This window comes from Pseudomonas sp. TE36184, assembly GCF_054060055.1.
The window spans coordinates 6,139,988-6,162,418 of the sequence record NZ_JBSSCU010000001.1 but is presented as its reverse complement, the minus strand read 5'-3'; the positions used below and the strand labels follow the sequence as shown (position 1 = coordinate 6,162,418).

At 62.2% G+C, this 22,431-nt stretch carries 18 protein-coding genes; 5 read left to right on the top strand and 13 right to left on the bottom strand.

The features are described from left to right. Positions 1–12: 12 nt before the first annotated feature. Positions 13–591 (top strand): Maf family protein, encoded by a 579-nt coding sequence (locus ACVWZP_RS27950; protein ID WP_104902616.1) that lies wholly within the window; start codon positions 13–15, stop codon positions 589–591. A 130-nt stretch (positions 592–721) separates the two neighbouring features. Here the strand turns inward: ACVWZP_RS27950 and sppA are convergent, their stop codons facing one another. Genes sppA through rluC form a run of 3 tightly spaced genes read right to left on the bottom strand, consistent with a single transcriptional unit; the run spans position 722 to position 3,335 of the window. Continuing rightward, entirely contained in the window at positions 722–1,705 is a 984-nt protein-coding gene (gene sppA / locus ACVWZP_RS27945) for a signal peptide peptidase SppA (RefSeq protein WP_256823594.1), read from the bottom strand. 21 nt (positions 1,706–1,726) lie between these two features. After that, a complete protein-coding gene (locus tag ACVWZP_RS27940; RefSeq protein ID WP_046382360.1) occupies positions 1,727–2,389 on the bottom strand; it encodes an HAD-IA family hydrolase in 663 nt (220 codons plus the stop codon). Beyond that, on the bottom strand, positions 2,376–3,335 hold the full coding sequence (gene rluC / locus ACVWZP_RS27935) for a 23S rRNA pseudouridine(955/2504/2580) synthase RluC (RefSeq protein WP_046382359.1): 960 nt from the start codon (positions 3,333–3,335) through the stop codon (positions 2,376–2,378). The genes ACVWZP_RS27940 and rluC overlap by 14 nt, the downstream gene beginning before the upstream one ends. Positions 3,336–4,103: 768 nt before the next feature. On the opposite strand from rluC, the gene rne reads away from it, so the two are divergent. Next, on the top strand, positions 4,104–7,304 hold the full coding sequence (gene rne, locus ACVWZP_RS27930; RefSeq protein ID WP_457370298.1) for a ribonuclease E: 3,201 nt from the start codon (positions 4,104–4,106) through the stop codon (positions 7,302–7,304). Positions 7,305–7,416: 112 nt separating this feature from the next. Further along, a protein-coding gene (locus ACVWZP_RS27925) for an IS3 family transposase (protein ID WP_167379478.1) occupies positions 7,417–8,639 on the top strand; the annotation gives its coding sequence in 2 pieces (ribosomal slippage) (positions 7,417–7,768 and positions 7,768–8,639; 1,224 coding nt in all). A gap of 96 nt (positions 8,640–8,735) precedes the next feature. On the opposite strand, the gene ACVWZP_RS27920 is transcribed toward ACVWZP_RS27925, so the two are convergent. The 5 genes from ACVWZP_RS27920 to ACVWZP_RS27900 form a co-directional block, all read right to left on the bottom strand. Then, the gene (locus ACVWZP_RS27920) at positions 8,736–9,320 is read right to left on the bottom strand and encodes a nucleotidyltransferase family protein (protein ID WP_046382357.1); all 585 of its coding nucleotides are present in this window, start codon (positions 9,318–9,320) and stop codon (positions 8,736–8,738) included. Beyond that, positions 9,317–10,303, bottom strand: a complete 987-nt coding sequence (locus ACVWZP_RS27915) for an XdhC family protein (protein WP_169884864.1) — start codon at positions 10,301–10,303, stop codon at positions 9,317–9,319. The genes ACVWZP_RS27920 and ACVWZP_RS27915 overlap by 4 nt, the downstream gene beginning before the upstream one ends. Then, positions 10,303–12,624 (bottom strand): molybdopterin cofactor-binding domain-containing protein, encoded by a 2,322-nt coding sequence (locus tag ACVWZP_RS27910; RefSeq protein ID WP_457370297.1) that lies wholly within the window; start codon positions 12,622–12,624, stop codon positions 10,303–10,305. Before ACVWZP_RS27910 ends, ACVWZP_RS27915 begins: the two co-directional genes overlap by 1 nt. Beyond that, on the bottom strand, positions 12,621–13,091 hold the full coding sequence (locus ACVWZP_RS27905) for a (2Fe-2S)-binding protein (protein ID WP_046382354.1): 471 nt from the start codon (positions 13,089–13,091) through the stop codon (positions 12,621–12,623). The genes ACVWZP_RS27910 and ACVWZP_RS27905 overlap by 4 nt, the downstream gene beginning before the upstream one ends. 254 nt (positions 13,092–13,345) lie before the next feature. Beyond that, positions 13,346–14,677 (bottom strand): dicarboxylate/amino acid:cation symporter, encoded by a 1,332-nt coding sequence (locus tag ACVWZP_RS27900; RefSeq protein ID WP_169865819.1) that lies wholly within the window; start codon positions 14,675–14,677, stop codon positions 13,346–13,348. Positions 14,678–15,016: 339 nt separating this feature from the next. Between ACVWZP_RS27900 and ACVWZP_RS27895 the strand changes: the two genes are divergently transcribed. Continuing rightward, the gene (locus ACVWZP_RS27895; RefSeq protein ID WP_079444539.1) at positions 15,017–16,015 is read left to right on the top strand and encodes an AraC family transcriptional regulator; all 999 of its coding nucleotides are present in this window, start codon (positions 15,017–15,019) and stop codon (positions 16,013–16,015) included. Between the two features lie 21 nt (positions 16,016–16,036). Here the strand turns inward: ACVWZP_RS27895 and ACVWZP_RS27890 are convergent, their stop codons facing one another. The 3 genes from ACVWZP_RS27890 to ACVWZP_RS27880 are packed head-to-tail and all read right to left on the bottom strand — an operon-like array spanning position 16,037 to position 18,384. After that, a complete protein-coding gene (locus ACVWZP_RS27890; protein WP_046382351.1) occupies positions 16,037–17,383 on the bottom strand; it encodes an ATP-binding protein in 1,347 nt (448 codons plus the stop codon). Beyond that, positions 17,380–18,057, bottom strand: coding sequence for a response regulator (locus ACVWZP_RS27885; protein WP_046382350.1), 678 nt, complete (start codon positions 18,055–18,057; stop codon positions 17,380–17,382). The genes ACVWZP_RS27890 and ACVWZP_RS27885 overlap by 4 nt, the downstream gene beginning before the upstream one ends. An 18-nt stretch (positions 18,058–18,075) precedes the next feature. After that, the gene (locus ACVWZP_RS27880; protein WP_046382349.1) at positions 18,076–18,384 is read right to left on the bottom strand and encodes a hypothetical protein; all 309 of its coding nucleotides are present in this window, start codon (positions 18,382–18,384) and stop codon (positions 18,076–18,078) included. 132 nt (positions 18,385–18,516) lie between these two features. On the opposite strand from ACVWZP_RS27880, the gene ACVWZP_RS27875 reads away from it, so the two are divergent. Then, complete coding sequence (locus ACVWZP_RS27875; protein WP_457370296.1) at positions 18,517–19,233, top strand: 4'-phosphopantetheinyl transferase family protein; 717 nt, start codon at positions 18,517–18,519, stop codon at positions 19,231–19,233. Positions 19,234–19,323: 90 nt separating this feature from the next. Here the strand turns inward: ACVWZP_RS27875 and ACVWZP_RS27870 are convergent, their stop codons facing one another. Continuing rightward, positions 19,324–20,934 (bottom strand): ATP-binding protein, encoded by a 1,611-nt coding sequence (locus tag ACVWZP_RS27870; RefSeq protein ID WP_046382347.1) that lies wholly within the window; start codon positions 20,932–20,934, stop codon positions 19,324–19,326. Next, on the bottom strand, positions 20,931–21,656 hold the full coding sequence (locus ACVWZP_RS27865) for a response regulator (protein WP_046382346.1): 726 nt from the start codon (positions 21,654–21,656) through the stop codon (positions 20,931–20,933). Before ACVWZP_RS27865 ends, ACVWZP_RS27870 begins: the two co-directional genes overlap by 4 nt. Positions 21,657–22,431 lie beyond the last annotated feature (775 nt).

The window sequence follows — 22,431 nt, the reverse complement described above, 5'->3', positions numbered from 1 at the left end:
GAGGAGACGCCCATGCTGCCTTTATTACTCGCATCCAGCTCGGTCTATCGCCGGGAATTGCTGAGCCGCCTGCACTTACCGTTCATCTGCAGCTCGCCGGATATCGATGAAAGCCACCGCGCAAATGAGTCAGCCGTCGAACTGGTCAAGCGCCTGGCCGAAGAGAAAGCCCGCGCCCTCGCCGCCCGCCATCCAGGGCACCTGATCATCGGCTCCGATCAGGTCGCCACACTCGAAGGCCGGATCATCGGCAAACCCCACACCTTCGAGAACGCCCGCGAGCAACTGCTGGCGGCCAGCGGCAAGCGTGTCAGCTTCCTCACCGGGCTGGCGCTGCTGAACAGCGAGACCGGGCATTGCCAGGTCGACTGCGTGCCGTTCACCGTGCACATGCGCGTACTGGACGCGGAGCGGGTCGAGCGCTACCTGCGGATCGAGCAGCCCTATGACTGCGCGGGCAGTTTCAAGGCCGAAGGGCTGGGCGTGAGCCTGTTTCAAAGCACCGAAGGCCCGGATGCGACCAGCCTTGTCGGCTTACCGCTGATTCGCCTGGTGGATATGCTGCTGGCCGAGGGCGTGCAAATCCCTTAAACCAGCGCAAAACCAAATGTGGGAGGGGGCTTGCTCCCGATTGCGGTGGGTCAGCTACAGATAAGCTGGCTGATCCACTGCTATCGGGAGCAAGCTCCCTCCCACATTTATCTACGCAGACCTTGGGATCTCAGCGCAGGGTCGGGCCCTGGAAGCCCATGTACAAGGCCAACTTCTCCGCCACGCTGGCGCCGAGCTTCTTGGAGAAACGGTCAAACGGCGACTCCTGAACGGTGAAGTCCACCAGTTCCTTTTCACCAATCACGTCCCGCGCCACCGAACTGGCACTGCCCAGGCCATCGATCAAGCCCAGCGGCAAGGCCTGCTCACCAGACCAGACCAGCCCGGAGAACAGCTCCGGATGGTCCTTGTCCTTCAGACGATCACCGCGCCCTTGCTTGACGCTGGCAATGAACTGGCGATGAGTGGTGTCGAGCACGCTCTGCCAGAACTGGGTTTCATCGGCCTTTTGCGGCTGGAACGGGTCGAGGAACGCCTTATGCTCGCCCGAGGTGTAGGTGCGACGCTCCACACCGAGCTTCTCCATGGTGCCGACAAAGCCGTAACCGGCCGCCGTGACGCCAATGGAACCCACCAGGCTGGCCTTGTCGGCGTAGATCTGGTCAGCGGCACTGGCGATGTAATACGCACCCGAGGCGCCCAGGTCGGAGATCACCGCGTACAGCTTGATCTGCGGATGCAGCGCGCGCAGGCGGCGAATCTCGTCATACACGTAGCCCGATTGCACCGGGCTGCCGCCTGGGCTGTTGATGCGCAGGATCACGCCCTTGACCTTGGGGTCTTCGAACGCGGTGCGCAGACTGCTGACGATATTGTCGGCGCTGGCGGACTCCTTGTCGGCAATCACCCCGCGCACTTCGATCAAGGCGGTATAGCTGGAGCCACGGGTCGCGGTTTTTTCCATGTCCACCAGCGGGCTGAACAGCACCAGCATGCCGAGCAGGTAAACAAAGGTCAGCAGCTTGAAGAAAATCCCCCAGCGCCGCGAACGACGCTGCTCCTGCACGCTGGCCAGAAGGGTCTTCTCCAGCAGCTTCCAACTCTTGTCGTCACTGCTGTCGGCCTTTTCGGGCGCTTTCCACTCATCACTCATGCCATCTACCCCAGCAAAGACTCAGTGGGCCCGGCTGAGCCAGGCCTGCAATTCAGAAAAATGATCGATCGTCAGCCTGGGCTCGTATGCCTGCAGCGCCTCGGCAGCCTGCGCACCGTAGCTGACCGCCACGCTGTCCATGCCGGCGTTGCGTGCCATCATTAGGTCGAAGGACGCGTCGCCGACCATCAACGCCTGGCGTGGCGACACGCCGCAATGGGCGAGGATCTGCTCAAGCATCAGCGGATGGGGCTTGCTGGCAGTTTCGTCCGCTGCGCGGGTAACGTCGAAATAGTCTTCCCAGCCGTGGGCCTTGAGCACCCGGTCCAGGCCGCGGCGGGCCTTGCCGGTGGCGACCGCCAGCTGATAACCCTCGGCGCGGAACGCTTCCAGGGACTGCACCACGCCATCAAACAGCGGCGAAGGCTCGGCCTCCAGCGCAATGTAGTGATCGGCGTAATGCTCGCGGAACGCGACCAATTCAGCGTCAGCGATGTGCGGGTACAAGGTGCGAATCGCCTCAGGCAACCCCAGGCCGATAATGCCCTTGACCGCCAGATCGCTGCACAGCTCGAAGCCAGAACGCGTCGAGGCCATGTGCATGGCCTCGACGATACGGCCAATGGAGTTGGCCAGCGTGCCGTCCCAATCGAAAATCAGCAGTTTGTAGTCAAGGTGCGGCACTCAAACGCTCCACGGTCTTGGCCCACATCTCATCGACCGGCGCCTGCAATTTCAATTCGCCACCATCGGGCAGCGGGACGGTGAGCATGTAGGCGTGCAGGAACAGGCGTTTGCCGCCCAGGTCGCGAATCTCCTTGGAGAACGCCTCGTCGCCGTACTTGGTGTCACCGGCAATGCAGTGGCCCGCATGCAGGGTGTGCACGCGAATCTGGTGAGTGCGCCCGGTGACCGGCTTGGCCTCGACCAGGGTGGCGAAGTCGCCGAAGCGGCGCAGCACCTTGAACAGGGTCAGGGCTTCTTTGCCCTCCTCGTCCACTTCGACCATGCGCTCGCCGGAGCGCAGGTTGCTCTTCTGCAACGGCGCGCGCACGCTCTTGATCGAGCTGGCCCAGTTGCCGCGCACCAGCGCCATGTAGCGCTTGTCCACGCCATCGCCGCGCAGGGCGGTGTGCAGGTGGCGCAACATGCTGCGCTTCTTGGCGATCATGAGCAGGCCGGAGGTGTCGCGGTCGAGGCGATGGACCAGCTCCAGCTCCTTGGCATCCGGACGCAACTGACGAAAGGCTTCGATCACGCCGAAACTCAGGCCGCTGCCGCCGTGAACCGCAATGCCGCAGGGTTTGTTGATCACGATCAGCTTGCTGTCTTCGTAGACAATCGACGCTTCAAGGCGCTGCAACAGACCCTGGGCCAGCGGCACAGGTTCGTCGCGCTCAGGCACGCGCACCGGCGGCACCCGGACGATATCGCCCGCCTGCAGCTTGTACTCGGGCTTGATGCGACCCTTGTTCACGCGCACTTCGCCTTTACGCAAAATGCGGTAGATCAAGGTCTTGGGCACGCCTTTGAGCCTGGCCAGGAGAAAATTGTCGATGCGTTGGCCGGCATATTCCGGCGAGACCTCGAGCAGCTGGACGCTGGGGGTCTGGGGGGCGGTAGTCGTCATGTCGGCGATGATAACAATTTTTTATGGAATTGAAGCACTTAATCATTACTGCTATAGTCGCGAACGCCGCCAAAAGCGGCCTGGACAGAGGACTTGCGGCAAATTGCCGGCCCTGACCTTCGCAATTCATCAGGACGCGAGGCCGTCCTACGGGGCTTTCGTTACCTTGGAAAGCCCGAGATTGTAACAAGCGCAGGTGACATGAGGCCTGAAGCGAGTGCAGAAAGCAGAGTGAATACTCGCATTTTGCGCCGATATTTACGGCCAGTTCACAAAGTGCAGTCAGTCTTGGGACACACCATGGCGAATGCTTCGGAAACAACGCCTGTTAAGAGCCGAGTGAGAGCGCAATCGCCCACACTTGGTCTTGTTTAGCCATGAGCGTGGACTCCCCATTGGAGAACACGGTAAATGCCAACCCGCTGCGGATTCTGCGCGCGGCAGCACCCGAATTATCAGGGATACGTGTAGGGTGGAGATGCACAACCGTCGGACCGTGTAGCACTAGGCTTATATATAGACGCTTCATCTCGTCCACAGTCGCCGGTTGATTCCTCCTCCTGACCTTAGCTTTTGTTGAAGTGGTGCCTTTGTCACCACCGCTAACAAGCAGGACGCGTCCGTCGCGATACCAGCCCAATTCGCCGGTTATTGCTGGACACTGGAGTGGCCAACCACTCTTGACGCACCTGACACCGACCGTGAGAAGTCGTGTGTGCCGAACGCCGTTTCCGGCAGCCCGGAAACCGACGGTACAACATGAAAAGAATGCTGATTAACGCAACTCAACCCGAAGAGTTGCGTGTTGCGCTGGTAGATGGCCAACGCCTTTACGACCTGGACATCGAGTCCGGCGCACGCGAGCAGAAGAAGGCCAACATCTATAAAGGCCGTATTACTCGCATCGAACCAAGCCTTGAGGCTGCCTTTGTCGATTTCGGCTCCGAGCGCCACGGCTTCCTGCCCCTCAAAGAAATCTCCCGCGAATACTTCAAGAAAGCCCCCGAAGGCCGCGTGAACATCAAGGACGTCCTGAGCGAAGGCCAGGAAGTCATCGTCCAGGTCGAAAAAGAAGAACGTGGCAACAAGGGCGCCGCCCTGACCACCTTCATCAGCCTGGCCGGTCGTTACCTGGTACTGATGCCGAACAACCCGCGTGCCGGCGGCATTTCCCGTCGCATCGAAGGCGAAGAACGCAACGAACTGCGTGAAGCGCTGAACGGCCTGGTCGCTCCAGCCGACATGGGCCTGATCGTCCGCACTGCCGGCCTGGGCCGCAGCAGCGAAGAAATGCAGTGGGACCTCGACTACCTGCTGCAACTGTGGACCGCCATCAAAGAAGCGTCCCTGGATCGTTCCGCGCCGTTCCTGATCTACCAGGAAAGCAACGTGATCATCCGCGCCATCCGCGATTACCTGCGCCAGGACATCGGCGAAGTGCTGATCGACAGCGTCGAAGCCCAGGACGAAGCCCTGACCTTCATCCGCCAGGTGATGCCGCAGTACGCCAGCAAGATCAAGCTGTACGAAGACAGCGTTCCGCTGTTCAACCGTTTCCAGATCGAAAGCCAGATCGAGACCGCCTTCCAGCGCGTGGTCGAACTGCCTTCCGGCGGCTCCATCGTGATCGACCCGACCGAAGCCCTGGTGTCCATCGACATCAACTCGGCGCGCGCCACGAAAGGTAGCGACATCGAAGAAACCGCCCTGCAGACCAACCTGGAAGCGGCTGAAGAAATCGCCCGCCAGCTGCGCCTGCGTGATATCGGCGGCCTGATCGTGATCGACTTCATCGACATGACCCCCGCCAAGAACCAGCGCGCCGTGGAAGAGAAAGTCCGCGAATGCCTGGAAGCTGACCGTGCCCGCGTGCAAGTCGGCCGCATCTCGCGCTTCGGCCTGCTGGAAATGTCCCGTCAGCGCCTGCGTCCGTCCCTGGGCGAGAGCAGCGGCATTGTCTGCCCGCGTTGCAACGGCACCGGCATCATCCGTGACGTTGAATCGCTGTCCCTGGCGATCCTGCGCCTGATCGAAGAAGAAGCCCTGAAAGACCGCACCGCCGAAGTCCGCGCACAAGTGCCGATCCCGGTTGCCGCGTTCCTGCTCAACGAAAAACGCAACTCGATCACCAAGATCGAACTGCGCACCCGTGCCCGTATCGTCATCCTGCCGAACGATCATCTCGAAACGCCGCACTTCGAAGTGCAGCGCCTGCGTGATGACAGCCCGGAAGCCCACAGCGGCCAGTCCAGCTACGAAATCGCCGCTGCCGCTGCCGAAGTGGAAGAAGTCCAGCCAGCCGCCGCGACCCGCACCCTGGTTCGCCAGGAAGCCGCCGTGAAGACCGCTCCGGCGCGTGCCAACGCACCGGTTCCGGTTGAAGTGGCTGCCCCGGTTGCAGCCCCGGCCGCCCTGCCTGAGCCAAGCCTGTTCAAGGGCCTGGTGAAATCGCTGGTCAGCCTGTTCGCCAGCAAGGAAGAGCCTGCGGCACCGGTGGTGGTCGAAAAACCTGCCACCGAGCGTCCGGCGCGTAACGAAGAGCGTCGCAACGGTCGCCAGCAGAGCCGTAACCGCAACGGTCGCCGTGACGAAGAGCGCAAGCCGCGCGAAGAACGGGCCCCGCGTGAAGAGCGCGCACCCCGTGAAGAGCGTGCGCCTCGCGAAGCCCGTGAAGAGACCCCGGTCGTAGCCCGCGAAGAACGCGCACCGCGCGAAGAGCGCGCACCACGTCCACCACGCGCACCGCGTGAAGATCGCAAGCCGCGTGGCGAGCGTGAAGAACGTGTGCGTGAACTGCGCGAGCCGCTGGACGCTGCGCCAGCCGTTGCCGTTGCCGCCGCTGCTGTTGCCGCCCCTACCGAGGAAGAACGCCCGGCTCGCCCGCCGCGTGAAGAGCGTGCGCCACGTGAAGAGCGTCAACCGCGCCCACCGCGTGAAGAACGTCAACCACGTACCGAGCAGGCGGCTGCCGCCAGCGAAGAAGAAGTGCTGACCGGCGAAGAGCAACTGCAGGAAGACGGCCAGGACAACGCCGAAGGCGATCGTCCGCGCCGCCGCTCCCGTGGCCAGCGTCGTCGCAGCAACCGTCGCGAGCGTCAACGTGACGCCAACGGCAATGTGATCGAAGGTTCGGAAGAAGCCGGCGAGAACGCAGAAGCCGCTACCAGCGAACCGACCAGCACCGAACTGGCTGCCGGCCTGGCCGTTACCGCCGCTGTTGCCAGCTCGGTCATCAGCGCACCTGCCGAAGCCCAGGCTCACGAGCAGGCTGAACGCGCCACTGCCGCCGTCGAAGAAACCGTTGCGGTAGAAGCGCCAGTCGCCGAGACCCCAGTGGTTGAAGCACCGGTCGTAGAAGCAACCACCCCGATCGAAGCCCCCGCGGCTCCGGAAGTGGAAGTTGCGCCGGTTCGCGAAGCCCAGCCGCAAGAAGAAGTGGCTGCCGCCGAGCCTGCCCCGGTGGTTGAGCCACAGCCAGTGGTTGAAGCTGTCGTGGAAGCTCCGGTTGTCGAAGCCGCCGCCCCGGCCGTGCGTGAAGTTCGCGAAGAACAGACCGCCTTCCAGTGGACTGCCGAACCTGCCGCCCCGGTTGAAGCACCTGCCCCCGTGGTAGAAGCCGCACCGGCCCCGGTTGCCGAAGTGGTTGAAGCCGCTCCGGTAGTGGTTGCCGAGCCTGCGCCAGTGGTTGAAGCGCCCGTGGTTGCCGAAGCCGCCGCCCCGGTGGTTGAAGCCGCACCGGCCAGCGCCCTGACCGAAAACGGCCGTGCGCCGAACGACCCACGTGAAGTGCGCCGTCGTCGCAAGGAAGCCGAAGCGGCCGCCGCTGCTGCCGCTGCCGCACCGGCTGTCGCCGAAGTGGTCGAGCACGCTGCCTCTATCGTCGACGAGACCCCGCGTTCCGTTGAAGAAGCGGCAGAGCACCACCCAAAGGCCCTGGAAGAAGAGCACGAGCCTAAACCCCTCGTCTGATTCCATCAGCCACTGAAAAGCCCCGCCTGATCACTCAGGCGGGGCTTTTTTATGCCATCTGTCCCGTCCTGAATAAGGTTTACGCCTTCTGACCTATCTTCAGGAGGACTCAATGGATACGGGCAAAAGGCGCAGCCAGCGCGACTACACGTTAGCTTTTAAATTATCGGTCGTAGACCAAGTCGAAAAAGGCGAGTTAAGTTATAAAGAGGCTCAACGGCGCTTTGGCATTCAGGGCCGGTCCACGGTACTGGTTTGGTTACGCAAGCATGGCCGACAGGACTGGAGCCAAGGCGCATCAATTCGAGCGCCGCGGAGCAAGCCAATGACCGACCCCAACCTCCCGCTAACACCCGAACAGCGGATCAAAGAGCTTGAAGAGCAACTGGCACTGAGCAATCAGAAAGCCCAGTTCTTTGAGGCTGTCGTGAATGTCTTGAAAAATGACTACGGTGTTTCCATCGTAAAAAAGCGACCCGGCAAGTCCTCTCGCAAGGGCAAATCCAAAACCTGAGCATTACCAGGGCTTGCCTGTTCATGGGTATTTCGCGTCAAGCGTATTACAAACGCAATCGAGTTTTTGATGCCCGAGTCCGCCAGGACCAGGAAGTGGTGGACTTTGTTCTGGAAAAGCGTCGACGCCAACCCAGGCTAGGAACGCGTAAGCTGCATTACCTGATGAGCATTGAGGCTGGTGCGGCATTAAGTGTCGGCAGAGACCGCCTGTTTGCCATCTTGAGAGAGGCGCGAGCGCTCGTTCCACGCAAGCGGGCCTACCATAAAACCACTCATAGCCATCATCGTTTTCGCCGCCATCCAAACCTGCTCAAAGCAGGTCCGGAACAAGTCGTAGCCAGCAGGCCCGAACAGGTTTGGGTCGCAGACATTACCTATCTACCAACGCGGGAAAGTGTCGCCTACGTCAGCCTGATAACGGACGCGTACTCACGCAAGATCGTAGGTCATCATGTGCATGAAAGCCTGCATACGGAATCGGTGATCAAAGCGCTGCAGAAAGCGGTTAGCCAGCGAAGCTCCAAGGAGCCGCTTGTCCATCACTCAGACCGCGGCGCCCAATACTGCTCCGACTTATACCAGCGGATGCACATCAAGCACGGGATCAGGTGCTCAATGACCGACGGTTATGATTGTTATCAGAACGCGATGGCCGAGAGGATAAACGGGATTTTGAAAACTGAATTTTTGCTACATCGCCCCAAAGACTTGGCAGACGCAGTAAAAATGGTGGATGAGTCGGTGCGGATCTACAACGGGGAGCGACCGCATTTCTCCCTGAAATACAAAACGCCCGATGCGGTGCACCGGGCGTTTTGAGACTGAAATAGGTGTAAACCTATTTCAGGACTAGACAATCAGATTCTGAAAACACCGAAGATTCAATGTGAGAAGGGGCTTGCCCCCTCCCACATTTCAGAGCGGTTTGAAATCCAACAGATGTGGCAGATCCACATCCCAGAGTACGCCAGGGTCGTTTACCTGGATCTCGCGCACCTGCCCCTGGGCAAACAGCGGCTTGGCCCCGCGATCGCCCGTCAACGCCATCAACGCTGGCCCAAACGCTCGTCCAAACGCAACCGGATGCCCATACTGGCCGGCATGCACCGGCACGTTGATGCTGTCCACGTGCTCCAGCACCCGTTCAATGCTGGACGGCAGGATGAACGGCATATCACCCAGCACCACCAGCCAGCCATCACTGGAAGCACTGGCCGCGACCGCTGCCGCAATGCTGTCGCCCATTCCGGCCGAGCACAGCTGCACTACCTCGCAGCCATGGACCTGCGCCAGACGAATGACTTCAAGCCGCTCGGGCGACGTCACCAGCACGCGCTTTAGCGCCCACGCCGGCAAATTCACCAGCACCTGCTCGATCACCGGCCGCACCACTGCGTCCCGGCCGACGCACTCAGCCAGCAATTTATCCCGATCTGCCCCGGCTTCAGCGCGAAAACGACTGCCCTGCCCCGCCGCCAGCACAATCACCGTGACGGTCATTCAACCTGCACCGACAGCGGCTTTTTCTGCAGCGGCGCCACGCCATTCTTGATCGCGACAATTTCCGCCAGCAACGACAGCGCGATCTCCGCCGGTGTATGGCTGCCGATATGCAAACCGATCGGCCCATGCAACCGCGCGATCGCCTGCGCAGACAACCCCAGCGCCGCCAGGTTTTCCCGGCGTTTACGCGTGTTGACCCGCGAACCCAGCGCGCCGATATAGAACGCATTGGAGTTCAGTGCCGTCAGCAACGCCATATCGTCCAGGCGCGGATCGTGGGTCAGGCAGACGATGGCCGTGCGTTCGTCGGTCTGGATGTTCAGCACCGCTTCATCAGGCATGCCGGGCACAAAGCGGCCGTGCGGTTCTTCCCAGCCATACACGAACTCTTCACGCGGGTCGCAGATCAGCACTTCGAAATCCAGCAACCGCGCCATCTGCGCCACGTAGCGGGACAACTGCCCGGCGCCGATCAACAGCAGGCGCCAGCGCGGGCCATAGATGGCGCGCAGGCGCTCGCCGTCGAAGCTCACCACGTCGGTCTTGCTCGCGGGGCTCAAGCTCACGTCGCCGGTGGCCAGGTCCAGCTCCCGAGCGACGATTTCATGGGCGTCACAGCGCGCCAGCAACTCGGCCACCCACTGCCACTCCGTCACGCGCTCTTCGGTCAGGCGCAGGGTGCCGCCGCACGGCAGGCCGAAACGCGCCGCTTCATCGCGTGTCACGCCGTAGGTCACCAACTGCACCGCGGGCCCGTCGTCCGCCAACCGACCATCCTGCAAACGCGCAATCAAGTCGTCTTCAATGCAACCGCCGGACACCGAGCCGATCACCACCCCGTCGCCGCGCAAGGCCAGCATGGCCCCGGGCGGACGCGGCGCGCTACCCCAGGTCTGGACCACGCTGTACAACACCACCCGCTGCCCCGCGCGGCGCCATTCGAGCACGCTGCGCAGGACATTCAGATCCACGCTGTCCATCAAGCCTTCGCCTCCTGCCAGCCTTGCAACTGATAACGCACGGGCAGGTTGCGAATACGCTTGCCGGTGGCGGCAAAGATCGCATTGCACAGCGCCGGCGCAATCGGCGGTACGCCGGGCTCACCGACACCGCCCAACGGCACCTCGCCCTGTGGCGTGACCAGGTGGACCGCGACAACCTTGGGCGCCAGGGACATGCGCGCCACTTCATACATATGGAAGTTGTCCTGCTGGACCTTGCCGTCCTTGAAGCTGATCTCGCCCAATACCGCGTTGCCCAGGCCCATCACGCAGGCGCCTTCGAATTGCGAGCGAATGCGTTCCGGGTTGATCTGCGGGCCGCAGTCCACAGCGATATCCGCCTTGTGGACGATCAGCGTGCCGTCGTCTTTGACTTCCACCTCGATCACCGCCGCCACATAGGTGACGAAACTGTAATGCACCGCCAGCCCCAGGCCTCGCCCCTTGGGTAGCGTGCGCCCCCAGCCGGCGGCTTTGGCGGCGGTTTCGAGGACGCCGCGCAGGCGGGCGGTATCGATCGGGTAGCGCTCCGGGGATTCGCCGTAGTTCCACTCATCGCTCAGGGTTTTCGGATCGATCTGACGGTCCGGCCCAAGCAGTTTGAGTTGGTACTGCAACGGGTCCTGGCCGGCCTTGTGCGCCAGCTCATCGACAAAGCTCTGAATCGCAAAGCCATGCGGGATGTTCGATACCGAGCGGTACCAGCCAACCCGGGTGTGGGCGGCGGCTTCGGGGTTTTCCAGGCGCACGTTGGGAATCGCGTAGGCCATGTTGGTAAAGCCCATGCCCAGCTCGAACGCCGCCTCGTGGTTCATCCCCGGCGCAAACAACGCGGTGATGCTCGGCGCGACGGTGCGGTGCAGCCAGGCGGAAGGCAGGCCGTCCTTGTTCAGGCCGGCCTTGAGGTACTCGGCGGAAACCGTGTGGAAGTAGGAGTTGTGGATGTCATCTTCACGGGTCCACTGCACGCGCACGGCCTTGCCGGGGAATTCCTTGGCGAGGATGGCCGCCTCGACCACGAAGTCCGGCTTGGACTTGCGACCGAAACCGCCGCCCAGCAGCGTGACATTGATCGTCACGTTATCGAAAGGCAGGCCCAGGCGCTCGGCGACGCGCTCACGGGTCACCTGGGGCGCCTGGCTGGGGGCCCAGGCTTCGCACTGGCCCTTGTCGAAACGGGCAACGGCAACCATCGGTTCCATCGGTGACTGGGCCAGATGCGGCAAATAATAAGCGGCGTCCAAAGTGCTGTCGGCCTCGTTCATCGCCTGCTCGAGGGTGCCGGTGTTGCGCACCACTTTGCCCGGTTGCCGCGCGGCCGCTTCCAGTTCCTTGCGGTAATCGATCGAGTTGTAGCCGGCGTTGACGCCGTCATCCCAGACAATCGCCAGCGCTTCGCGGCCCTTGATCGCCGCCCATGTATTGCTGGCCACCACGGCCACGCCGCCCAGTGGCTGGAACTCCGAGGGCAGAGGCCGGCTTTCGATTTCGAGGACCCTGATCACCCCCGGCACCTTCAACGCCGCACTGGCATCGAAGGATTTGACCTTGCCGCCATACACCGTCGGCCGTGTAATGGTGGCGTAGAGCATGCCGTCGAAATGCACGTCCGCGCCGTAGACCGCGCGACCGTTGACGATATCGGCGCCGTCGATGGCCTTGACGCCCTCTTTGCCGATGTAGCGGAACTCCGACGGCTGCTTGAGGCGCAGCGTGTCGCGCGCCGGCACCGCCAATGCACCGGCAGCGGCGGCCAGCTCGCCATAGCCCAAGGTGCGACCGCTGGGCTGGTGAACCACTTTATGCAGCTGCGCACGGCACTCGCCCAGCGGCACCTTCCACTGTTCGGCAGCCGCCTGTTCCAGCATCGCGCGCACACTCGCGCCGCAACGCCGCATCGGTTCGAACCAGTGGCGCATGCTGCGCGAGCCATCGGTGTCCTGGTTGCCGTAACGCACTTCGTCAGCCGGCGCCTGCTGGACGCGCACGTGGGCCCAATCGGCGTCCAACTCATCGGCGACTACCAGGCTCAGGCTGGTACGCACGCCCTGGCCCATTTCCGAACGGTTGCAGATCACGGTCACGGTGCCGTCGGTGGCAATGCTGACGTAGACCTTGGGGTCATCGATCAGCCCATGGGGCATGGCATCGCCGCCATACTTCTTGGCGGCATCGGCGGCAAACGCTGCGGGCAGGCCCCAACTGGCGGCGATCACCAGCGCGCCGGTGGCGCCGACGCCCTTGAGGAAACCGCGGCGGCTGAGGTTATCGAGGACGAAATCAGCGGGTAAGCGGTTCATGCCTTGGCCCCCTGCAGGTGCGTCGAGGCCTGGCGGATCGCGGTCTTGATGCGGTTGTAGGTGCCGCAGCGGCAGATATTGCCGACCATCGCCTCCTCGATCTGCTCGTCGCTGGGGTTGGGGTTGGTTTTCAGCAGCGCGGTGGCCGACATGATTTGCCCGCCCTGGCAGTAACCGCACTGGGCCACGGCACTGTCCAGCCAGGCTTGCTGCACGACCTGGCCGATGGGGTCGGTGTGCAGGTTGTCGATGGTGCTCACGGCCTGGCCCTTGACCGCGCCGATCGGGGTGATGCAACTGCGCGCCGGGGCGCCGTCGATATGAATGGTGCACGCGCCGCACAGGCCCATGCCGCAGCCGAATTTGGTGCCGTTGTAACCCGCCACATCGCGAATCGCCCACAACAGCGGCATATCCTCGGTGACGTCCAGTTGATGGTCTTGACCGTTGAGTTTCAGGGTAATCATTGGGCACGCCCGCCTATTTTTTGCATTTAGGGGCGAGCCATCTGCTGCGAAAGGTATCGCTGGTTCGGGTGCACGCAGATGGGCTCAGGCTGAGGAGGCTCTCTTGCGAAGACGGATCTTCACCGGGCCTTTGATGGAGCATTGACTAACTGTAAACCAAAAAATTCGAATTTGGCCGCGCAGAAACGCAAACGCCCCGAACCAGTCGGGGCGTTTGCGGATTGCTGTGGGCGTCAGTTCACGCCATCAGCGGGTTACTTGATCACCGGCGCAGGGCCTTCGGCCACGCCCAGGTCATCTTCTTCACGGGTGTCGGAGATCCCACGACCACCGGAAGCCAGCTCGACTTGCAGCTTATCTTCGTCCAGTTCGTTGACCCACTTGGCTACCACCAGGGTCGCCACGGCGTTACCGACCAGGTTGGTCAGCGCACGGGCTTCGGACATGAAGCGGTCGATACCCAGGATCAGCGCCAGGCCGGCAACCGGCAGGTGGCCTACGGCCGACAGGGTCGCGGCGAGTACGATGAAACCACTGCCGGTCACGCCTGCAGCACCTTTGGAGGACAGCAGCAGCACCAGCAACAACGTGATCTGATGGGTGATGTCCATGTGCGTGTCAGTCGCCTGGGCGATGAACACGGCAGCCATGGTCAGGTAGATCGACGTACCGTCGAGGTTGAACGAGTAGCCGGTCGGGATCACCAGGCCAACCACGGATTTCTTCGCGCCCAGACGCTCCATCTTGATCAGCATGCGTGGCAGTGCCGATTCAGACGAGGACGTACCCAGAACGATCAGCAGCTCTTCACGGATGTAGCGGATCAGTTTCAGCACGCTGAAACCGTGTGCGCGGCAGATGGCGCCGAGCACCACCACCACGAACAGGACGCAGGTGATGTAGAAGCAGATCATCAACTGGCCCAATTGCACCAGGGAGCCGACACCGTAGGCACCGATGGTGAACGCCATGGCACCCAGCGCACCGATCGGCGCGAGCTTCATGATCATGTTGATGATGTTGAACATCACGTGGGCGAAGCGATCGATGAAGTCCAGCACCGGCTTGCCGTAGGCACCCAGGCGATGCAGGGCGAAACCGAAGATCACCGAGAACATCAGCACTTGCAGGATGTCACCGTTGGCGAATGCGCCGACGATGGTGTTCGGGATCACGTTGAGCAGGAAGCCAACGATGCTCTGGTTCGCACCGGCCGTGGCATAGGCCGCGATTTTCGAAGCGTCCAGGGTGGCCACGTCGATGTGCATGCCAGCGCCCGGCTGCACGATGTTCACCACGAACAGGCCGATCAGCAGGGCGATGGAGGACACGACTTCGAAGTACAGCAGCGCGTAGCCGCCGGTTTTGCCGACCGATTTCATGCTCTGCATGCCAGCGATGCCGCTGACAACGGTGCAGAAGATGATCGGGGCGATGACCATTTTGATCAGTTTGATGAACCCGTCACCCAGCGGCTTGAGCTCCACACCGGTCTGCGGGTAGAAGTGACCGAGCAAAATACCGATAACGATGGCAACGATCACCTGGAAATACAGGGATTTGTACAGTGGCTGACGAGTCGTCATTGCAAAGTTCCTCAATCGTCCCGTGTGGCAAATATCCGCCATTGCCCACGGCACTTGAATTGCGAACCCTCCTGCACTGGAGGGATTTGTTGTTTGCGAGACCTGTAGGACCAAGCCTGCGCTGTAATCCTTATCGCAAACGTCGTGCCACTTTGCTGAAACGGCCTGAAGCCCCTTAGACATCAGGGCTGGAGGGATCAAGGCGCGCCTGAGCGCCGTCCATTGCATGGCGGGTTTCCGCCAACTCGCCGTGTCTCGTCCTACAATTTGGCGGATATCCGCCTTGTCGCTGTAGCGGGTGATGGCTACCATCCGCCCTTCCATGGACGAGGCCCTTGCATGCGCGAACGTACCATCGCCAGTCACTACGCCCGAGCGGCCCTCGGCGGTGCGCGCCGGGCCGGCTACGACTACTCGGGCCTGTTGCAGCAGGTGGGCATCACCCCGGAACTGCTGAACGAACCCCGCGCCCGCATCGCCCCGGAACAATTTACCCGGCTGTTGCAAATGCTCTGGCTCGCGCTGGACGACGAATACCTGGGCTTTGCCGAAGGTCCGAGCAAGCGCGGCACGTTCGCCATGATGTGCCACGCGCTGATCCATTGCCGCACCCTGGAGAAGGCACTCGAACGCGGCTTGTTGTTTTACAGCCTATTCCCACAAGGTCCGCGTTGGCAGCTGACACGGGAAGGCGAAATGGCCCGCTTGAGCCTGGACGACTCCCAGCTCGGGGACCCGGATCACTTTCTCAGCGAATCCCTGCTGCTGATCTGGCATCGCCTCGGCAGTTGGTTGATCGGCCAGCGCATCCGCCTGCAGCAGGCCACGTTCAGCTACCCGATGCCGGCCCACGCCAGCGAATACGACCTGTTGTTTCCCTGCCCGCAGGTGTTCGGCGCACCGAACAGCAGCCTGGTGTTTCCTGCCCGTTACTTGAGCCTGCCGCTGCTGCAGGACGAGCGCACCCTCAAGCATTTCCTGCAGCGCTCCCCCGCCGACTTGTTGTCGCGGCCCGATGAGGGCGACAGTTTGAGCAGCCAGATCCGCCGCCTGCTCAGCCGTGACCGCACACCCTGGCCGGACCTGGACGCCGTTGCCCAGCACTTGCACATCAGCCCGCAGACCCTGCGCCGACATCTGCGTGAAGAAGGCAGCAGTTTTCAAGCGCTCAAGGATGAGCTGCGGCGGGACATCGCCATTTACCACCTGGGACGCGCGGATCTGTCATTGCAGGAAATTGCCGAACAGCTCGGGTTCTCCGAGCCGTCGGCGTTTCATCGGGCGTTCAAGAAGTGGACGGGATTGACGCCGGGGGCTTATCGGGCACAGGAGAGTTAGGCAGGCGCCACTCAAGGAAGGTCAAACGGCCGGAAAGTGGATCTTGAACGCCGCGCCCCCCAAAGGCGAGTCGCCCAGGGTCAGGCGCGCGCCGTAGCTTTCAATGATGTCCTTGACCACCGCCAGGCCGATCCCCTGCCCCGGGTGCTGACGGTCCAGCCGCTCGCCCCGTTGCAGAATCCGCGCGCGCTGGTCGGGCGGCACACCGGGGCCGTCATCTTCGATGCACAGTTCGATGCCATCCAGGCTTTCCACCAGGCTGATACGCACTTCGCTCAGGCACAGGCGGTAGGCGTTTTCCAGCAGGTTGCCGAGCAGTTCCAGCAAGGCGCCTTTTTCGATGGGCACATCGCACGCGTCCGGCAATACGAAGCTCACTTTGACGTGCTTGTCGCGGTAGACCTTGTCCAGCGTGTCGCACAGGCTTTGCAGTACCGGCTGCAGGCGTACCTGATGGCGTACCAGGCCGCTTTTACGCAGGCTGGCGCGCTGCAACTGGTAACTGATCTGCTGGCTCATGCGTTCGATCTGCGATTGCAGCACCCAGGCCTGGTCGCGGTCTTCGGGGCGCTGGGCCATGTCTTCGCTCACGCCCTGCAACACCGCCAGCGGGGTTTTCAGGCTGTGGGCCAAGTCGTCGAGGGAGTCGCGGTAGCGGGTACGCTGCTCGCGCTCACTGTGCAGCAAGCGGTTGAGAGACCCGGTGAGGCGCAGCAGTTCGCGCGGGTGTTCTTCGCTGAGGCTTTCGCGGGTGCCGCCTTCGATCTGGTCCAGCTCCTGGCTCAGGCGCCGCAACGCTTGCAGGCCCCAGGTCAGGCCCAGCCAGAGCAACGTCAGCAACACCAGCAACGCCGCGCCGAAGCCCAGGTAGAGGTTTTCGCGCAGGCCTTCGAGGGTCAACTGGTATTCGCGCACCGGTTGCAGCGCGACGATGCTGAACGCCGCACTCTTGCCGCCGAGCAGCTTGACCTCGACGTCATACACGAAGAACTCCTGACCATTGCCCTCGCGAATCCGCGCAAACTCATTACCGCGCCCGTCATAGCGCGGCCTGTAGTTGATGTTTTCTTCCTGGGTCGCCCGCGAGCGCCACACCAGATGGCCTTCGCGGTCGTAGATATAACCGAGCAACCGGCTATCGGTGAGGTTGAAGCGTTCGTCCGGCAACTGCGCCGGCATCTGCAGGCGGTTGTTTTCGACCCGCGCCGCCGAAATCAAGGTGGTGACGTCCGACGCCAGGCGCTGCTCGATCGAGTCCTGCAAGGCCAGGCTGAACGCGCCCTGCATGGCCGGCAACAAACCCAGCATAAACAGCACGGCCAGGGTGGCGGCCGCCAGCATCAAGCGCACACGTAACGAGCGAATCAACGACAGCGCTCATTGAACAGATAGCCCAGGCCGCGCACGGTGTCGATCGGCTTGAACCCGCCCGGGCCTTCCAGTTTACGGCGCAGGCGGCCGACCAGCACTTCGATGACATTCGGGTCGCGCTCGTCGTCATCGGGGTAGAGCTGCTCCATCAAGCGATCCTTGGGCACTACCTGCTGATGGTGACGCATCAGGTACTCGAGAATCCGGTACTCGTAGGCGGTCAGCGCCAGGGGCTGCTCGTCCAACGAGGCCTGCTTGCGGTTGAGGTCCAGCAGCAAGGGGCCGGCGACGATGGTCGATTGGGTAAAGCCGCTGGAACGACGCAGCAACGCGTTCATCCGCGCTTCCAGTTCTTCGAACTGGAACGGCTTGACCACGTAGTCGTCGGCGCCAGCGGCCAGGCCTTCGACCTTGTCCTGCCAGTTGCCGCGAGCGGTGAGGATCAGGATCGGGAAGGTCTTGTCCTGGGCGCGCAGTTGGCGGATCAGATCAAGACCGCCCATGCCGGGCAGGCCGAGGTCGATGATCGCCAGGTCATGGTTGAATTGGCCAGTCTGGTACAAGGCCTCCTCCGCGTTGGCCACGGCTTCGACCACGTGCCCGCTGTCGGTCAGGCGGGTATACAGGTGATGACGCAACAGAGCCTCATCTTCCACGACCAGCAATTTCATAAGGCTCTCCAAAGCAAATCAACAGTCCGACAGAGGGATATCATAGCGGCCCTGCAGGTCTTGCGGGCGCAGTTTAATGCCATTGTATTGGCCGCCAAGATGCTCATAGCCGGCACGATACGTCGCCTGCGGGCTGCTCGAACCCAGCGACTGGCCCCAAGGCGCGGCCTGGCTGCGCACCGCCTCGAAGCTCACACGCTGCATCAGCGTGCTGGATTTCTTGGTTCTCTCGCTACCGAATGCCGCAAAGGCGCCATCGCTGGCCTGCGCCCCGGCGGTGGCACTGAACATGGTCAACGCCAACATCAGCTTCTTGATTGCAGTCATGGTACTTACCTCCACGTAGGCTGTAGGCCCACACTACGCAAGCGCCCCTGAACTCCCCCTGAACAGGCTCTGAACCTGGCCTGAACCGCTACGGACTATCCACTGGCGCGCCAACTCGGCAAAATACCGCCCATGACGCCCCTACCCGCTTGCTGCACCCCACTCGACGCCCATTGGCCACTGCCCGATCCCTTGCCGGGCACGGTGTTGCTCAGTACGCGCTTTGATCCGGCCCTGTTGATCCCCGGTGATTTCCAACGCAGCGCGGTGCCGCCGCCGGCGAGCATCCAGCGTTCAGTGGCCAAGCGCCAGGCGGAGTTTCTCGCCGGACGGTTATGCGCCCGCGCCGCCTTGCAACAGCTCGATAACCTGGACTGCGTGCCGGCAATCGGCGAAGACCGGGCGCCGGTGTGGCCGCCGCACATCAGCGGCTCCATCACCCACAGCAGCGGGCACGCGGCGGCGATCGTCGGGCACAAGGCGCAATGGCGCGGGCTGGGGATGGACCTGGAAAATGTCCTGAGCCTGGAGCGCGCGGAACGCCTGGCGGGGGAAATTCTCACCGCCGATGAGTTGCAGCGCATGGCCAGGTTGCCGCGTGAGCAACATGCGCAGCTGGTGACACTGACGTTTTCGGCCAAGGAGAGCCTGTTCAAGGCGCTCTACCCGATCGTGCAGAAGCGCTTCTACTTTGAGCATGCCGAAGTGGTGGAATGGTCCGAGCACGGCCAGATGCGGTTGCGGCTGCTGACGGAGTTGTCCGGCGAGTGGTGCCACGGCAAGGAGTTGGTTGGGCAATTTGCGGTGGATGGGGAACAGTTGTTGAGCCTTGTAGCAATCGGCGTCTGATCTAGCGTCATCGGGGGCAAGCCCCCTCCCACACTGGAATGCATTCCAAGAGGGGCGGTGCGAGGGTTCGGCTTGCTCCCGATAGCAGTATCAGGATTTATCCTGGTCCCGTGGCCAACTCAGGCTGAAGCACGCCCCTCCCAGGTTGTTGCTCTTGCTGATCAATGCCCGCCCGCCATGCCAATGAATAATCCGCCGCACAATCGACAAGCCCAGGCCATGCCCGCCCGAGGCGCGGGTGCGGCTGTCGTCCAGGCGCAGGAACGGCGTGAAGATGCGTTCCCAGGCGCTTTCCGGTACGCCGGGGCCATCGTCTTCCACATCGATGCGGCAGCGCACCTGGCCGACCTGGTAACTGATCAGCACCCGGCCCTGGGCATGGCGCATGGCGTTGCTCACCAGGTTCTGCAGGGCGCGGTGCAGGTAGCGCGGTTCGGCATCGACCCAGGCATCGTCCCAATGCACCGATGACAGGCAGATACCACGGCTCACGCTGATCTGCGGGCGCAGTGGCGATAATTCGCCGATCACCTGGTCGAGCAACGCGTTGAGGTCGACCCGCTGGAAATTCAGCTCCGGCGCGCCCTGCTCCAGGCGTGCGTAGGTGAGCATTTCGTCGACCAGGCCGTCGAGGTCCTGAATATCGCTGTCCATGCCTTCGAGGTATTTGCGCCGGGCCTGCGGGGTGGCGGCCTCGCCGATCATCTCCAGGCCGAAACGCAGGCGCGCCACCGGGGTGCGCAACTCGTGGGACACCGCGCGCACCAGTTCGCGCTGGATCGCGAGCAACTGCTGCAGGTGCTCGGCCATGCCATTGAAGGCGGCGGCCAGGCGCCCCACCGAGTCGGCGCCGCGCGCGGGCACGCGCACTTCCAGGTTGCCTTTGGCAATACGCGTGGCAGCGGCCTCCAGACCTCTGAGCCGGCGCTCGAGCTGACGCACCAATAGATAGACGATCAGGCCAATCAGGGTCAGGCCGATCAATGCGATCAGGATCAACCATTGCGCCGGGTACGGGTTCATTTGATACAACGGGCCGATTTCAAGCACCCAGGGCGTGCCGACCATGCCGGCAAACACCCGAATCGAGTCGCCGCCCTTGCCCAGCGCCATCACCGTATCGCCCTCCGACACGCGGCGGCGCTGGTCGTCGTCCATATCGGCCTGATCGAGGGCCATCAGGTGCATCTCGAAGCCAAACCCTTTGGCTTCCTTTATATCCGCCAGGCGTTGCGGTTGCTCGGCCACCGGAAAACGCACCAACTCGTCGGCCAACAGGTAGATCGTCGCCCGCGCCAATTGCTCGCTGATCTGTTGCACTTCACCTTCCAGCACCAACTGATCCTGCTCGCTGACCAAACGCAGGACCCGCGCCGCATGGGGGCCGGTCTGTTGCACCAGCACCTGGCCATGCTGCAGGCGGGTGCGTTGGCCGAGGTCCAGTTGGGCATCGGTGTACGTGCGCAGCATCAGGGGAATGCCCAACAGGCGCTCCCACACCGCCAGTGCGCGCTGGCGCTCGATCGCGCTCATGGGTTGCAGGTTGTCGCCCATCAAGGCAAAGGTGCCGTGGGCCAGACGCTCACGGTACTGCCCGCTGCGCACGTCGTTGAGCAGGTGCAACGCCAGCACGCCCAGCAGCGCCACCAGGATCAGCGCCGCGCACATGCCGCCGTAGATGCGCAGGAAGATCGAGTTCACAGCGGTATGTCGCCAGCGGCTTCGGGGACGAACAGATAGCCTTTGCTGCGCACGGTCTTGATCAGGCGCGGGTGGATCGGATCGTCGCCGATCTTCGGACGGATGCGCGAGATACGCACGTCGATCGAGCGGTCCTGGCCGTCGTAGCCGATGCCGCGCAGGGCGATGAAGATTTCTTCGCGCGACAGGATGCGCCCGGCATTCGCCACCAGCAGCCACAGCAGGTCGAACTCGGCGCTGGTCAGTTCGATGCCGTCGCCCTGCAGCCAGGCTTCGCGCAGGGCGTTATCCACGAGCAGCGGGCCGAATTGCAGGCGGCGCTGGTTTTGCGCGACGGCCGGTTCCGCCGGCTCGCTGCGGCGCAACAGGGCCTGGATACGCGCCAGCAGCAGGCGCGGGCGCACGGGTTTGCACACGTAGTCGTCGGCGCCCATGTCCAGGCCCAATACCTGGTCCATGTCGTCGGTACGCGCGGTGAGCATGAGGATCACCCCGTCGTAGCGCTCGCGCACCTTGCGGCAGATGCTCAGGCCGTCTTCGCCGGGCAGCATCAGGTCAAGGATCACCAGGTCCGGCTGTTCGGCGATGATCCGCGCCGCAGCCTGGGCGCCGTCGCTTTCCACCGACACGCGCAGGCCGTTGCTCTCCAGGTAATCACGGGTCAACTCGGCCAATCGCTCGTCATCCTCGACGATCAGGATTTGCCAGGCTTCATGCTCCACAGGTAATCCTCGTTGTTATTAGGGGATTGGTTGGTCTGCTCGATCAAATGTGGGAGGGGACTTGCTCCCTCCCACATGTTGATCTTCGCCAGCCACACCTTATTTGTAATGTTGTGAGGGCATAACAATGATCGATTGTAGCCATGCCCCAACCCTCGAACACAAGCCAGGAAATGCATTCGGTGATGCGGTTTTTTTGTGATAGGGTTCGCGCCCTCAAAAATCCAAAGAGCCGTTTTTTTCTTGGAATATTCAGTGACAAACGGCGCGGTCCAGCAGTACTGCGGCCTACACGGGCATTCTACGTTTCATACACATTTTACTCACAGCGTTATCCACAGGCCCTGGATTGCTAAGCCTCCAAAAACGCATTATCTTGTACCTCGGCGCCAAAAAAACCCTACATGTAGGGTTTTGAACTAAAAGACCAAACACAAATCAGACAAGAAACTCAAGCCCTTTCTTGCTCCTGTTTGGTCCAACTCCAGCATTTTTTGAAAGCCCAAACCGCTCATGCGGATGGCAACCGTTTTAGCGCTCCAACAGCGTAAAACGGTACGGGTGTTGCAGTGCTTGAACCGGGCAACTGTCACCCACCAGGAATACGGCGAGGCGCTTTTGAGCGCCAAACCGAAGACTTCGGCATGGAAGCGGCGCGATAAGCCCCCCTTCCTCCTGTCCCGAAGTTGTTATGCCAGGCCAAGGCCTGCTGTAAGTGCTTCAGGACGGAACGGTGGGCACCGTGATGGTGCCCAAATAAATATAGAATGTGGAG